This window comes from Qipengyuania pelagi, assembly GCF_009827295.1.
In the GTDB taxonomy this organism is placed as follows: Bacteria; Pseudomonadota; Alphaproteobacteria; order Sphingomonadales; family Sphingomonadaceae; genus Qipengyuania; species Qipengyuania pelagi.
The window spans coordinates 777,618-791,031 of record NZ_WTYD01000001.1 but is presented as its reverse complement, the minus strand read 5'-3'; the positions used below and the strand labels follow the sequence as shown (position 1 = coordinate 791,031).

General features: G+C 66.7%; 9 protein-coding genes. 2 read left to right on the top strand and 7 right to left on the bottom strand.

All coding sequences use genetic code 11. The features are described 5' to 3' along the window. Positions 1-14: 14 nt before the first annotated feature. Both argJ and GRI47_RS03915 read left to right on the top strand, forming a co-directional pair. Positions 15-1,241: a bifunctional glutamate N-acetyltransferase/amino-acid acetyltransferase ArgJ gene (gene argJ, locus GRI47_RS03920; RefSeq protein WP_160660045.1), complete on the top strand. Its 1,227-nt coding sequence runs from the start codon at positions 15-17 to the stop codon at positions 1,239-1,241. Next, positions 1,238-2,041 (top strand): inositol monophosphatase family protein, encoded by an 804-nt coding sequence (locus GRI47_RS03915; protein WP_337190634.1) that lies wholly within the window; start codon positions 1,238-1,240, stop codon positions 2,039-2,041. The genes argJ and GRI47_RS03915 overlap by 4 nt, the downstream gene beginning before the upstream one ends. Here the strand turns inward: GRI47_RS03915 and trxA are convergent. Genes trxA through GRI47_RS03880 form a run of 7 tightly spaced genes read right to left on the bottom strand, consistent with a single transcriptional unit; the run spans position 2,038 to position 13,385 of the window. Further along, a complete protein-coding gene (trxA, locus tag GRI47_RS03910; protein ID WP_160660044.1) occupies positions 2,038-2,358 on the bottom strand; it encodes a thioredoxin in 321 nt (106 codons plus the stop codon). The genes GRI47_RS03915 and trxA overlap by 4 nt on opposite strands. A gap of 47 nt (positions 2,359-2,405) precedes the next feature. Further along, on the bottom strand, positions 2,406-5,867 hold the full coding sequence (addA, locus tag GRI47_RS03905; RefSeq protein ID WP_160660043.1) for a double-strand break repair helicase AddA: 3,462 nt from the start codon (positions 5,865-5,867) through the stop codon (positions 2,406-2,408). Further along, on the bottom strand, positions 5,864-8,905 hold the full coding sequence (gene addB / locus GRI47_RS03900; protein WP_160660042.1) for a double-strand break repair protein AddB: 3,042 nt from the start codon (positions 8,903-8,905) through the stop codon (positions 5,864-5,866). The genes addA and addB overlap by 4 nt, the downstream gene beginning before the upstream one ends. Then, positions 8,898-9,626 carry a nucleotidyltransferase family protein gene (locus GRI47_RS03895; RefSeq protein ID WP_160660041.1) on the bottom strand — a complete coding sequence of 243 codons (729 nt, stop codon included), beginning with the start codon at positions 9,624-9,626 and terminating at the stop codon, positions 8,898-8,900. The genes addB and GRI47_RS03895 overlap by 8 nt, the downstream gene beginning before the upstream one ends. Then, positions 9,623-10,612: an aminoglycoside phosphotransferase family protein gene (locus tag GRI47_RS03890; protein ID WP_160660040.1), complete on the bottom strand. Its 990-nt coding sequence runs from the start codon at positions 10,610-10,612 to the stop codon at positions 9,623-9,625. The genes GRI47_RS03895 and GRI47_RS03890 overlap by 4 nt, the downstream gene beginning before the upstream one ends. Then, complete coding sequence (tsaE, locus tag GRI47_RS03885; RefSeq protein ID WP_160660039.1) at positions 10,609-11,046, bottom strand: tRNA (adenosine(37)-N6)-threonylcarbamoyltransferase complex ATPase subunit type 1 TsaE; 438 nt, start codon at positions 11,044-11,046, stop codon at positions 10,609-10,611. The genes GRI47_RS03890 and tsaE overlap by 4 nt, the downstream gene beginning before the upstream one ends. Continuing rightward, positions 11,043-13,385, bottom strand: a complete 2,343-nt coding sequence (locus GRI47_RS03880; RefSeq protein ID WP_160660038.1) for a PAS domain-containing sensor histidine kinase — start codon at positions 13,383-13,385, stop codon at positions 11,043-11,045. Before GRI47_RS03880 ends, tsaE begins: the two co-directional genes overlap by 4 nt. Between the last annotated feature and the right edge of the window lie 29 nt (positions 13,386-13,414).

Here is a 13,414-nt window from a genome sequence, read left to right as displayed (position 1 = left end):
CCTATCGCCCCCTGATGGACCTCGAACGATCGCCTTTGGCCGAACCCTTTCCCGAAATGCCTCCGATCGCAGGCGTTACCGTGCGCGTGGCGCGGGCGCGGTACAAGGATTGGGACCGGACTGACCTGACCTTTGTCGAACTGGATGACGGCACCGCGATCGCCGGTGTATTCACAAAGAATGTCTGCTGTTCGAGCGAGGTCGAAATCGGGCGCGAGAATGTGAGACAGGGCCGCGCGCGGGCGATCGTGGTGAATGCAGGCAATTCCAACGCCTTTACCGGCTATCGCGGGCGCGAGGCGGTGGAACAGGTCTCGGAACAGGTCGCGGCGCAACTCGCTTGCCCGAAAAGCGAGGTTTTCGTGTCCTCGACCGGTGTGATCGGAGTTCCCCTCCCCAAGGACCGCGCGCGGGCGGGCGTCGAAGCTGCCTTGAACGCCAGCCCCTGTGGTTGGCGCGAGGCGACCGATACGATCGGCACCACCGACACCTTCGCCAAGGCGGCGCACGCGGCGGCCATGCTGGGCGAAACGCGCGTCGAAATCTGCGGGATCATCAAGGGCAGCGGCATGATCGCGCCCGACATGGCGACCATGCTCGGCTATATCTTCACTGACGCCAGGATCGCGCCCTCCCTGCTCCAGGAGATGCTCGACAGGGCGAACGCGCAGACCTTTTCCTGTATCACGGTGGATGGCGACACCTCGACCAGCGACACGGTCCTCCTCGCCGCGACTGGCAGGGCCGAGAATCCCATGATCGAGACCTGGGACGATGCGGGTGCGGACGCCCTCTATGCGGCAATCGCGGATGTCTGCCGCCGCCTCGCCCATCTCGTCGTGCGCGATGGCGAAGGAGCGCAGAAATTCATCGAGATCGCGGTCGCCGGCGCAACGAGCGACGAGAGCGCCCGCCGCATCGGCCTTGCAATTGCGAACTCGCCGCTCGTCAAGACGGCGATCGCGGGCGAGGACGCGAATTGGGGTCGCGTGGTCATGGCGGTGGGCAAGGCAGGCGAACCCGCCGATCGCGACCGGTTGTCGATCGGCTTCGGCGGGGTCTGGGCCGCGCGCCAGGGGCAACCCGTGGCGGACTATGACGAGGGTCCCGTGGCCGAACATCTCAAGGGCCGGGACATCCGCGTGGATGTCGAGCTGGGCATGGGCGATGGTCGCGCGACGGTCTGGACCTGCGACCTCACGCATGGATATATCGCCATCAACGCGGATTACCGGTCGTGAGCGTGATCGACCGCGAGATCCTGGCGCTCATGCGTGAGGTGACGGACAAGGCGATCCTGCCGCATTTCCGGTCGCTTTCCGCTTCCGAAATCGAGAACAAGGCGAAGGACGATGTCGTCACCGTCGCGGACCGCGAAGCCGAGGAGCTGTTGGCGACGGGGCTGGCGAAACTCAATCCCGGCATCGGCATCGTCGGCGAAGAGAACGCCCATGCGAACGCCGCCGTGCTCGATTTGCTGGCGGGCCCGTGCTGGATCATCGACCCGATCGACGGGACCAATAATTACGCGGGTGGAACGGGTCCGTTCGGCATTCTGATCGCGCTCGCCGACGAAGGTGTCGCACAGAGCGGGTGGATCTACGATTGCCTGTCCGGGCGGTTCTGCGCCGCGCATCGCGGCAAGGGCGCATTCCTCGGCGGGGAGAGCGTGGTGGCGAAATCGTCTGGCGAAACGCCTCCGGTCGCCGCCATCTCGACCGTTTTCATGGATCAGTCGCGGCGCGGGGCCGTCATGGAGCATATCGCGCCGCATTATCGACTGGTGGACATCCCGCGCTGCGCGGCCGAGCAATATCCGCGCCTCGCATTAGGTGAAAACGACGTCTCGATTTTCGAGCGCACCATCGCCTGGGATCATGCGGCCGGGGCGCTGTGGCTGAACGAGGCGGGCGGAAAATGCGCCCGGCCCGACGGGTCACCCTATCGCGTGGACGAGAAGGATCGCACCGGCCTCATCGGCGCGGCCAGCCCCGCTTTGTGGGACGATCTGGCCGCGCGCTATGCCATGTTCGACGCTTAGAGTTCGCCTTCGAGCCACTGTTTGAGCTGGCCCTTGGGCGCCGCCCCGCGCATATTCGCGGCAGGCTCGCCATTCTTGAACAGCACGAGATAGGGGATCGACTGCACGCCCATCTTGCCCGGAACATCGGGGTTTTCCATGATGTCCATCTTGGCGATGATGACCTTGTCGCCAAGCTCGTCGCTCAGTTCTTCCAAGGCCGGAGCGATCATCTTGCAGGGTCCGCACCAATCGGCCCAGAAATCGACGAGGACGGGCTTGTCCGAATCGAGGACGTCGGACTGGAAACTGCTATCGGTGACGGCGACGGTGGCCATGATAATTCTCCTGTATCGGTTGCGCCCCATTTAGGAGCGCGTGTCATCTACTCAACGGGTGGCAGCGCAAAGCTTTCCTGCGGTTCGGCAAATCGTGTTTTGTATCGGGCGATTGCAGCGCCCGGCAGGTCGATCAGCTGCGGTGTCTGCGTATAGAGCAAGGCAGCGCGGACGGCCCGCCCCGGATAGATGGTTTCGAGAGCGGCGACATAGGCCGCCATCTGCCGCATCGTGTGCTCGGGAACATCCGCCAGCGAGGTCGGCGGGCGCCGCGCGGTCTTGAAATCCACCACCGTTACCGTCTCCGCGGTCACGAGCAGACGATCGGCGATCCCGGCGACGACGCGCCCATGGACCAGCGCCGCGAGCGGCACTTCAGCGAGGGCATCCGGGCCGAACACAGGCGCGAAAGCGGGGGTTTCGATCACGGACATGGCCCGGTCGAGCATCTCGGCGCGGTCCGCAGGATCGAGATCGCCGGCCTGCCGCGCCAGCCACGCCGCCGCGCGCTCGCGCCGCTCTTCCGGCGTTACTCCGGGCAGGCGTTCGAGCAGCGCATGGATCAAGGTCCCGCGCCGTGCCGCGCCCGCCGCGTGGTCGGGCGGCAGCGGCGGGTCGCTCCCCTCCTGATCGCCCAACCCGGATGGCGCGAGCGGCCGGGGCGGGCGTGACTCCTCGGGTGCGGGACGCTGCGCCCAGTCTGGCAGTTCGGCTTCATCAGCCTCGCGAATGTCGCTGCCCGTCACGCGCGGCGCAGCCTCGCCCCGCTCCCACCGTGCGCCCCAGATATCGTCCTCGATCGCCTCGTCGGGAAAGACCGGTTTCAGCCGCGCATACCAGCTGTCTTCGTGCGGCCCGTTCCTCGCATCGCGCGGCCCCAGCGATCCGCCGATGAACAGCGCCTCCTCCGCCCGCGTCATGGCGACATAGAGTAGGCGCCAATGTTCTTCCCTGTCGACCAGCGCCGCCTCCGCTTCGGCCTGCGCGACGGGGCCGACACGCTGGTCCTTGCTGAGGCCGGGCAGCGGGACCGATTTCGCGGCACCGCCTCCGATGGGTTCGTCCAGCAGATCCAGATCGCCCGGTGCATCCGGTCCGATCGCGGCATCCGCAAGGATCACGATCGGCGCCTGGAGGCCCTTCGACCCGTGCACGGTCATCACCCGCACCTGATCGCCGCCCTCGCCCGCCTCGCGCTTCAACTCGCCCTCACCCGCGTCGAACCAGCGGATGAAGCCCTGGAGGCTGGCGGTGTGCACCGAGGCATAGGCGTTGGCGGCGTTGAGCAATTCGTCGATCGGATCGTTCGCCTCGCGCCCCAGCCGCGCGACCAGCCTGCGCCGCCCGTCCATCGGGCCGATCAGCATCCAGTGCAGCAATTGCTGCGGACTGTCGTAATCCGCGCGGCGCAGAACTTCGCGTAAAGCGTCGACCGTCGCCTTGACGAAGGTATCCTCGCTCGCCCGCAGATGATCCCACAGACGGCGATCGCGCGCCCGATAGCCATGCTTCAGCAGCGCATCCTGGCTCCAGCCGATAAGCGGCGAGACCAGCACGTTCGCCAGCATCAGATCGTCCAGCGGTTGCGCCGCGAAGCGCAGCGCCGCCATCAAATCCTTCACCGCCAGCGGATTGCCCAACCGCAGCCGGTCGACCCCCGCCACCGGAACGCCATGGCGATAGAGGCGCGAGACGATCAGCGAGGCAAGCTCGCGCCGTTTCCTCACCAGCACCATGACATCGCCGGGCCGCGCATTGCGTGCCTTCCCCTTGGCGAGCGGATAGCCCTCGTCCATCCAGCGCCGCACCTGCCGGGCGATATTGTCGGCCATCAGCCGGTCGTGCCGCGCCAACCAGCCAGCCTGCTCCTCGCCCTCTTCGTCCTGCGTCCCGGCCGTGACGGTGTTCCACAAGACCACCTGCCCCGGCCCGTCGCTGCCGATATGGTGTCCGTCGGAACTCTCGAGTCCGAGCCCGGTATGCCCGATCTCAGCCAGCGCATCGTCCACGAATGACAGGACCGGCGCGCTGGTGCGGTAGGATCGTTCGAGATCGTATCCCTTCAACCGCCGCATATCGGGCGCCCCGCGCAGATCCCGCGCGGCATCGGCGGCGGCATCCATCTTGCGCGCAAAGAAATCGCGCGCCTGCCGGAAATTGCGCGGGCTCGTTCCCTGAAAGCCGAAGATCGCCTGCTTGTAATCGCCAACGGTGAAGATGGTGCGCACCGCATCCCCGCGCGCGCCGAGCCCGTCGAAGAAATCGTCGGTCAGCGCCTTGACGATGCTCCATTGGGCTTCGTTCGTGTCCTGCGCCTCGTCCACGAGGATATGGTCGAAGCTGCGATCGAGCTTGTAGCGAATCCAGTCGGCCATGGCGCTGTTCGAGAGAAGCTGCGCGGCGCGGGAGATCAGATCGTCGAAATCCACCAGACCTTCGCGCGTCTTGGCCGCTTCCCAACGCAGGGCGAAGGCGCGCCCCGCCTCGAGTTGCGGGGCGAGAAAACCGGCGAGATCGAGCAGGGTGAGCCGGTCACCGATCTTCGCGACGGCTTCGGAAAGAATTTCCTGATTGGCCGCAAAAGACGGGTCGATCTTCTCGGCGCCCGCCATCTTGCGCGGCGCGCCGTCCTTCTTGAGGAAGGTGTCGCGGAAGCCGTCCAGCCGTTCGAGCCGCGCCGTCGCATCCCCGCGCGCCCATCCTTCCGCGAAATCGGCGGCTTTCTGTCCGGTGGCGGCCTTCCATTCGCGCGCGACCATCGCGCAGGCCCGCAAGGCCCCAACCGGGAAGGCGTCGTCAGAACAGGCCTCCGCCACCCAAGCCGCATCCGCATCGGCGGGAATGCCGAGCAGGCGATGGACGCGCGGTTTCATGGGTGGTTGCCATCCGTCCGGCCCGGTCCACAAGTCCTGATGGCGTGCGCAGCGCATCAGCCATCCGCGAACGGCATCGGGACCCTTGCGGCGGCTCATCTCAGCGATTGCGGCATCGATCCTTGGATCGCCTTCGGACAGCATCGCGGCGAGTACGTCGCGGCTTAGCAGATCGCGCTCGCGATCCTCCATCGGGCGCGATCCGGGCAGGATTTCCGCCTCGGCGGGAAAGGCGGCGAGGAGATACTGGGCGAAGGCGTGGATCGTGTCGATCCGCAGCCCTCCACCCGGACAATCGAGCACCCGTGCAAACAGGGATCGTGCGCGCGAGCGGGTTTCGGGGTCGGTCGCCGCGCCGAGATTGGCGAGGTCCTCGGCCAGAAGCCCGTCATCCAGCCTGACCCAGCGCGCCAGCACCTCGTTCACGCGCACGGCCATTTCGGCGGCCCCTGCCTTGGTGAAGGTGAGGCAGAGGATCTGCGACGGGTCCGCGCCGGGTTCGAGAAGGAGGCGCAAAACTCGTGCGGAGAGGACCTGTGTCTTGCCGGTGCCTGCGCTCGCGGACAGCCAGACGCTTTCGCGCGGGTCGACCGCGTCGCGCTGCGCGCCTTGGAGGGGATAGACCCTGCCGCTCATCGCGGATCGCCCTCCCCATCATCATCGTCCATGCGCGGGAGCCATTCCTCGAGACGCATCAACTGATCGTAGGTGTCATAGGCCGGATAGTCCGGGTTCTCGCGCGCGACGAAGGGCGCGTCGCCGGTGATGTATTTGGCGATACCTTCGCGCAAAAAGCGGCTCGTGACGGGCAGGAATTCTTCCGGCTCCAGCCCAGACGACTTTCTGCCGACCTTCAGCGGCGTCTCGACATAGCCGAAGCCGGTGGGATGCGTGTCATCCTTCGCCTTGCCAAGCGACCAATATTCGTAGGCGCCCGGCTCTCCTTTGGCGTGATCAAACCCGTCGCGCTCCGCGATCAGGCCGAGAATGCCCAGCTGGAGCGCGAACCCGTCCGCCACCATCGCCGCGCTCGGCGGCTTGCCGGTCTTGTAATCGACGATGGCGAGCGTCCCGTCGCCCAGACGGTCGATCCGGTCGGCGCGGCCGTGGATGCGGATTCCTTCCACTTCCATCGCGCCCTTCTCCTCGACGCAGAGCACCTCGCGATCCGAAGTCAAGCGCACCTCGTCCGCGATCCATTCGAGGGCGGCGAGGAGGCGCGGCTGCCACAATCCGCGCGTGAGCGGGTCGGCATTTTCCTCGTCGAGCACCCTTCCCATGATCGTCGCGATATCAGGATCGGCGCCAGTCTCGCGCTGCTCATGCCAGCGCTGGAGAATCGTGTGCGCGACCGTGCCATGCCATGACGGGGTCGGATCGGCATCGAGCGCGTCGAGGTCTCTCAACCCCATGATCTGCCCGGCATAGAACTGGTATGGATCGCCCATCAGGCGATCGAGCGCCGTGGCGGAAATCGAGACCTTGCGCTGATCGGCATTTGGTCTCGGCCGGGGGCGCGGATAGATCGGAGCGCGCGGCGCACGGGCGATCGTGCGGGCCAGATCGACGGCGCGCGTCTCGACATGGCGGGGTAAGAGGTCGCCCAGCAAGGCCTGGACTCGCAGCAGGAAACGCGAGGGGATGGCCGGGCCGCCCTCGTCTCGATCCGCGCGGCTGAGCACGACTTCGGGCGCGCCGAGCGCCCCAGCGAGATCGTGCGCGGAAAGGCCGATCCGGTAATCCGATCCCGGCACGCCGAGCGTCCGCAGAACCGGTGGGGCGAGCAGCGCATCGGTGGCGCCGCGCGCGGGCCATACGCCCTCGTTCAGCCCGGCACAAATCACGAGATCGGCGCGGTTCATCCGCGATTCGAGCAGGCCGAGGATCTGCACCCGCGCATGGCCGCCATAGGGCGGGCGCACCGCGACCTGCTCCATCGCCTCCCTTAAAGCGACCTCCGCCTCTCGCGGGGCGAGCGCGAAACCGGCCTCTCCCGCATTGAGGCGCAATTCCTCGACGAAGCGTGCCAGAGCCCGCCCATCCTCGCGCGCCCACAGCTTTTCGCCGCAGAGACTCTCGCCCGCGAGAGCCAGCGCATCGAGGAGTTCGGCAACCGGGATCGTTTCACTATCGGCCAGATCGAGCAGAGGCGCCAGCGTATCGCGCACGATCCGCCACCATTCGCCAAGATCGGAATCCAGCTCGGCCCTCTTCGCGACGAGGCGCTGGACAGGCTCCAACCCTCCAGCCTTGCGCGGCCCGCGCAGATCCCGTTCGATCCGGCGCAAGTGCCTGAGCCAGGTCCCGCGTTCCATCCCTCCATCGACCAGCGGATGGCCGAGCAGGGCCATGAGTGGCACCGGCGCCGCCCGCTCCGCCATCGCTTCGGCTAGCAGGAGCATAAGGCGGCCTGCCGCCGTCTTTGACAAAGGCCGCCCGGCGGAATCGTCCGCGATGACGTCCCACCGCGCAAGATGGTGAACCACGCGCCGCGCCAGTGCGCGATCGGGGGTGACCACGGCGATTCGCTTGCGCGGTGTCTCCAACGCCTCGCGCACGAGCAGGGCGATCGCCTGCGCCTCCTCCTCGGGATTGGCGCTGCGCATGACGCGCACGCCCGAGAGCCGCCGTTTTTCACTTGGTAGCTCCGCCCAGACCTTGCTCGCTTCGGGCGGGAGGAACAGCGATCCGATCGCATGGCTGCGCTCCGGCGGGGCGGCGGCCATGCCCTTGCGGTGCCAAGGCCGGACTTCCTCGCGTGCGACTCCCATCCGGTTGAGCAGCAACTTCAAGTGATATTGCGGGTGGGTCACCGCATCGTCACGCGCGAACGGGGTTTCGCCCGGCCCCGGAGCGGCCCCCGCCCGGCCCAGCTCGTCCCAGACCTCGCTCGAAAGCGTCAGGTCGAAATCGGGCAGGATGACCGCGCCCTGCGGCAACTCGCTGATGACCTTGAGCAGCCGCGCAAGAGCGGGCGCCGAACTCGTCACCCCCGCCGCGATCAGGGGTGTAGCGGGCGGATGCTTTGCGAAGCGCTCGGCGGCGTGATCGAACAGCCGGTTGCGCCGCGCCGCAGCGTCGATCGCGCCGCGCTCCGCCAGAAATGCGCGCCATTTTACGAGGACGGTGGCGAAGAGATGCAGGCTCTTCTGCCAATGCGCCGAAAGGTCGGGGACGATATCGACCACGCGATCGTCAAGCAGGTCGGCAGGATCGACATCCTCCACCAGCAGGCGATCCATCGTCGCGCCGGTTTCGCGGGCGAGCCGCAGCAGGGTGGCGCCCCCCGGCGCGTCATCTCCCATCGTCTCCGCGATCAGACCCGCCAGCGCGAACAGGCGCCGCTGGGGATCGATGGCGGGCGGCACCGCGCTGGCGCCCAAGGGGTCGAGCAATGGCCCCAGCGCCTCGTCGAGGTCGAGATCGCCGACCACCACCATGCGCGGCATCAGCAGGCCCATCGGACCTTCACCCCCTTCGGCGCCCTCCCCCGCGTGGCGGATGAACGCCTCGCTCACCGTCCTCACGGCGCGCGAACTCGGCAACAGCAGGGTCAGCCGTGCGAGACCCAGCCCCTGCTCGGCATAGCGTGGGACCAGACCCGCAACGAGCGCATCGGCGAAACCGCGATGGGCAGCGATGGAATAGACCTCTGGCGCGCGGCGTTCAGCCACGTTCGAGCACGTCCTCGCACACCGCGATATGTTCGGGCCGTCCGACCTCGATCCACTGCCCGCTGAAAGCGAGGCCGAAAAGGCGATCCTCCTCGATCGCGCGATCCCACAGGATATTGGTGGAAAACTTGCCCTCGGGCGCATCGCGCAACAGGCGATGCGAGACGAGCTGGATGCCGGTATAGATGAAGGGCGCGATCCGACCGGGCAGCTTGCGTTTCAGCCGCCCTTGCCCGTCCATGTAGAAATCGCCCGTCCCGTCAAAATTGGTGGCGCGCGCGTGGCTGACGACGAGGAGCAGCGCATCCATTCGCTGCGCGTCCCAATGGCGCGAGAGATCGCGAAACGCGTTCAGCGGCCCGTCGAGCCAGATGCTGTCGGCATTGCAGGCGAAGAAGGGGTCGGGCAGTTTGCCATCGGTCTGCGCCTTGACCATCCCGCCACCGGTTTCGAGCAGCTCCGCGCGCTCGTCCGAAAAAACGACTTTGGGCGAGGCGCGATGGCCGACATGGGCCTCCAGCGCGTCGGCCAGATAATGGACGTTGACCACCGCTTTGGCGACGCCCGCATCCTCCAATCGGTTCAGCGCGTGGTCGATCAGCGGCTTTCCCGCCACGCGCACCATTGGCTTGGGCTGGCTGGCAGTGAGCGGGCGCATCCGCTTGCCGAGCCCGGCGGCCATCAGCATGGCAGTGTCGGTGACGAGCGCAGGCTCGCTCATGCGATCTCGCCTCCGTCCGCATCGCGCAGATGCTGGGGGATGTTCTCCGCGAACCAGCGCGCCACGGGGGCAAGCGCCTCGTGCGCAAGATCGCGCTCCATCGCCTTCCACACGCGCGGGATCATGCGCAGATAGCGCGGCTTGGCATCGCGTATGTGAAGGCGCGTGAAGATGCCGACAATCTTGGCGTTACGCTGTGCGCCGAGACGCGCGTAGTCCGCTTCGAAATCCGGCCCCGGATCGCAGGCGGCGCGATAGCGGCCGAGCATGGTGCGCTCCAGGCTCTCGGAAACGTCGCGGCGCGCATCCTGCAACAGGCTGACCAGATCGTAAGCCGGATGCCCGACCAGCGCGTCCTGGAAATCGATCAGACCCTGCGCGCCGTTCACCTTGCCCGGGTCGAGCAGCATGACGTTTTCGGCATGATAATCGCGCAGCACGGTGACCCCGGACTGCTGGCGCTCGATAAGCGGCGCAAGCGTCTCTTCCCAGGCCGCGCGCCAGCCCGCTTCGTCCACGCTCAGTCCGGCGGCGGGGCAATACCATTCGACGAACAGCGCCGCCTCGCGCTGATACACCGCCATGTCATAGGGATCGAACGGACCGGGCGGAAGCGCCTGCAACGCGGCCAGCGCATCGATCGCGCCGGCATAGATCGCCTCCTCATCCTCGGGATGATCGTCGATCCATTCCTTCATGCGCTGATCGCCGAAATCCTCGATCAGGACGAGGCCCTGTTCGGGCCGCGCGCCGAGGATTTCCGGTCCGCGCATCCCGTTCTCGCTCAACCAGCGCGCGACATGGAGGAAGGGGCCAGTGTCCTCTTCGGGAGGGGGCGCGTGCATCAGCATCGCGCTGCGATTCCCCATGCGGAGGCGGAAATACCGGCGGAACGAGGCGTCGCCGACGAGCGGGACGATTTCCGCCCCGTCCCATCGCGTGTCGCCAAGGAAGCTGTCGAGGCCTTCGGGAAGTGCTGCGTTCATGGCATCCGGCCATGCCAAGCCGAACCGCCTTCGACAATGGCGCGGCGCCCTTCCCCACTGTTTTCGAGTTCGACCGAGAGACATTGCGGCTCGTGCGAGAAGCCGCCCGCCCTTTCCGGCCACTCGGCCAGCAGCGCGGCACCAGCGCGATAATCGTCCAGCCCGATTTCCTCGACCTCGGACGGATCGTCGAGGCGATAGAAATCCGCATGGACGATTGGAGGGGTCGTCCGTTCATAGGTCTCGATAATCGTGAAGGTGGGCGACGGCACCTCTCCATCATGGCCCGAGGCGGCGAGGATAGCGCGCGAAAGCGTGGTCTTGCCCGCGCCGAGATCGCCCGACAGCGCGACGACATCGCCCGGCCTGAGCCGTACCGCGATCCGCCTGCCCAGCGCATCCACCGCCGCAAGATCGGGCAATGGAACGATCACGGGAGGACGATCACCGCCATCGTGCCCGAACCTCGGCGGCTTTGCAGTTCCAGCGTCCCACCGTGCGCTTCGATCAGCTGGCGCGCGAGCGGGATGCCGAGCCCCTGGCGGCGTTCGATGCCCCGGCCGTCCGCCGTCGGGCGGATGCCTTCTAGTGCGCGGGCCATGTCATGGTGGCTCATGCCCTTACCCGTGTCAGAGATGGAAATCCGCGTCACGTCCTTCTTCTGGCGGATTTCCACCGTGATCTTTCCGCCTGAGGGCGTGGCGCGGATCGCGTTGTCGAGCAGGTGGGCGATCGCGCGGCGCAATTGCTGGGGATCGGCGGAAACCGACTTGTCTGGGTCGCTGCGCAGATCGAGCGTCAACCCGCCCGCGGTAATCGCATCCTCGCGCTTGCGCACGATCTCGGTGACGAAGGGAAGGAGCGCGATCTTCTGCTTCGTCAGCGGCATCAGACCAGCTTCACTCTGCGACAGGTCGAGGACGTTTTCGACCTGTTCGGTCAGTTTGCTGACCGATTGGGCGATCGCCTGCGCATAATCCTTCGCCTGCGGGCTCAGCTCGCCCGCGACGCCGCTGGTCAGCAATTCGGCAAAGCCACCGATCGAGGTCAGCGGGGTGCGGAATTCGTAGCTCATATTGGCCAGGAAGCGCGTGGTGACGGCGTCGGCCTCTTCCAGCGCGCGGTTGCGTTCGCGTAGCGCCTCTTCCGCCTGGCGCGAGGCGGTGATGTCGAGCACGGTGATGAGCCCGTTCCCGTCGGGCAAGGGAACGCTCGCGAAATCGAGGGTGCGCCCATCCGCAAGCTTCACCGTACCGCGCTGCTTGCGTCGGTCGAGCGTGGCGGCGCGAATGACGTGATTGATCGCCGCGACCTCCTTGGGATCGGCCAGCTTCTTCGCGATGGCTTCGAGCAGGTCCTCGGCCTGGGGATGCCCGTCAAGCGCCTCTTCCTCGAGGCCCCAGGCGCCCGCGAAACTGCGGTTCCAGAGTTCGAGATGCCCGTCGGGCGCAAACACGGCCAAAGCTTCGAACAGATTGTCGAAAGTCGCGGTGCGGGTGCGCAACAGCGTGTCGCGCGTGGCGGACAGGGCCAGCTGTTCGGTGCGGTCTTCCGCGATGAAGACCAGCCCGCCATCGGGAAGCGGCTGACCGAGAATGCGCAGATGGGTCGAATCGGGAAGCGGCCAGTTCTCCTCATGCGTTTCGTCGGTCAGGAACCATCCGGCCACTTCCTGCCGCCAGTTCGGGAAATCCCGGACCTCGGGGATGCGTCCGTTCTCGCGCGCGGCCATCAGCATCTGTTCGAACGTGGTGCGTTCGCCGACGATTCCCGGCGGCAGGCCGAACACACGATGGAAGGGCTGGTTCGCGAACGTCATCCTGCGGTTTGCATCGAACTGCGCGACGCCGATCGAAAGCTGATCGAGCATGGAACGCTGGGCCTCTCGGAAGGCGCGGAATTCGCGCGCCTGCTCCTCCATCTCCTCGATATCGACCGCATAGCCTGCGATGCCATCGCCGATCAGCGGCAGGTCGGTCACCCGCAGCGAGCGGCGCTCGCCATCGATCGTCGTGGTCACCACGCGCTCGATCGCCTTGCGCCGCTCGCCAGCCTGCTGCGCGACCTCGCTGGCGCTCACGCCGTCCATGCTCTCGACGAGTTCGATCTGCTCCCTGACGACCGTGTCGGGGCTGTCGGACCCGACTGCGGACACATAGGCGCGGTTGACCAGGCGCAGCTGCATATCGGCGCCGCGAAACCACATCGGCATCGGCGCCGCTTCGATGAGGCCCACCAAAGCGCCGAAATCCTCACGCGCACTGGCGGCCTGTTCGCGCAGGGCCGATAATTCCCCTTCGCTTTCGGTGAAGTCGAAGACCCAAATCAGCGCGGCCCCGGCAGGCGAAACGCTGGGATCGGCCAGCGTGCCGCGCAGCGTCAGGGCCTTGCGCGATCCGAGCGGCGCGAGCGTCATGGTGAAAGAGGCTGCGGTCTTCTGCGTGCGGCGCACATGTCCGGTCAGCGTTTCGAGCTGCGCATCGTCGAGCCCGCCATCACCGCCCCCGCTCAGCTCGCTGAGATATTCGGGCATCCGGTCTAGGCCAAACCAACCGGCAAGGCGTTCGGGAGCCTCGATCCGGCCATCCGCACGCACCAGCAGCGGCACGGCGGGCGATTCCTCGATCATGCGGGACAGGCGCCGGGCGGAGCGGCGGATCGTCTCCGTCCCCTTGCTGCGCGCGCTGGCCCTGAGCATGAACCAACCCGCCACCGCCGTCCACGCGGCGAGCAGCAGGCCGATAATCACCATCAAGGCGGGCGAATCCGTCATGACAGATCAGCTATGCCGCCCGTCCACCC

Excerpts from the sequence above, each read along its gene's own strand:
- GRI47_RS03895 (WP_160660041.1), bottom strand. The coding sequence starts at position 9,626 with ATGAGCGAGCCTGCGCTCGTCACCGACACTGCCATGCTGATGGCCGCC.
- GRI47_RS03890 (WP_160660040.1), bottom strand. The coding sequence starts at position 10,612 with ATGAACGCAGCACTTCCCGAAGGCCTCGACAGCTTCCTTGGCGACACG.
- argJ (WP_160660045.1), top strand. The coding sequence starts at position 15 with ATGGACCTCGAACGATCGCCTTTGGCCGAACCCTTTCCCGAAATGCCT.
- trxA (WP_160660044.1), bottom strand. The coding sequence starts at position 2,358 with ATGGCCACCGTCGCCGTCACCGATAGCAGTTTCCAGTCCGACGTCCTC.
- addA (WP_160660043.1), bottom strand. The coding sequence starts at position 5,867 with ATGAGCGGCAGGGTCTATCCCCTCCAAGGCGCGCAGCGCGACGCGGTC.
- GRI47_RS03880 (WP_160660038.1), bottom strand. The coding sequence starts at position 13,385 with ATGACGGATTCGCCCGCCTTGATGGTGATTATCGGCCTGCTGCTCGCC.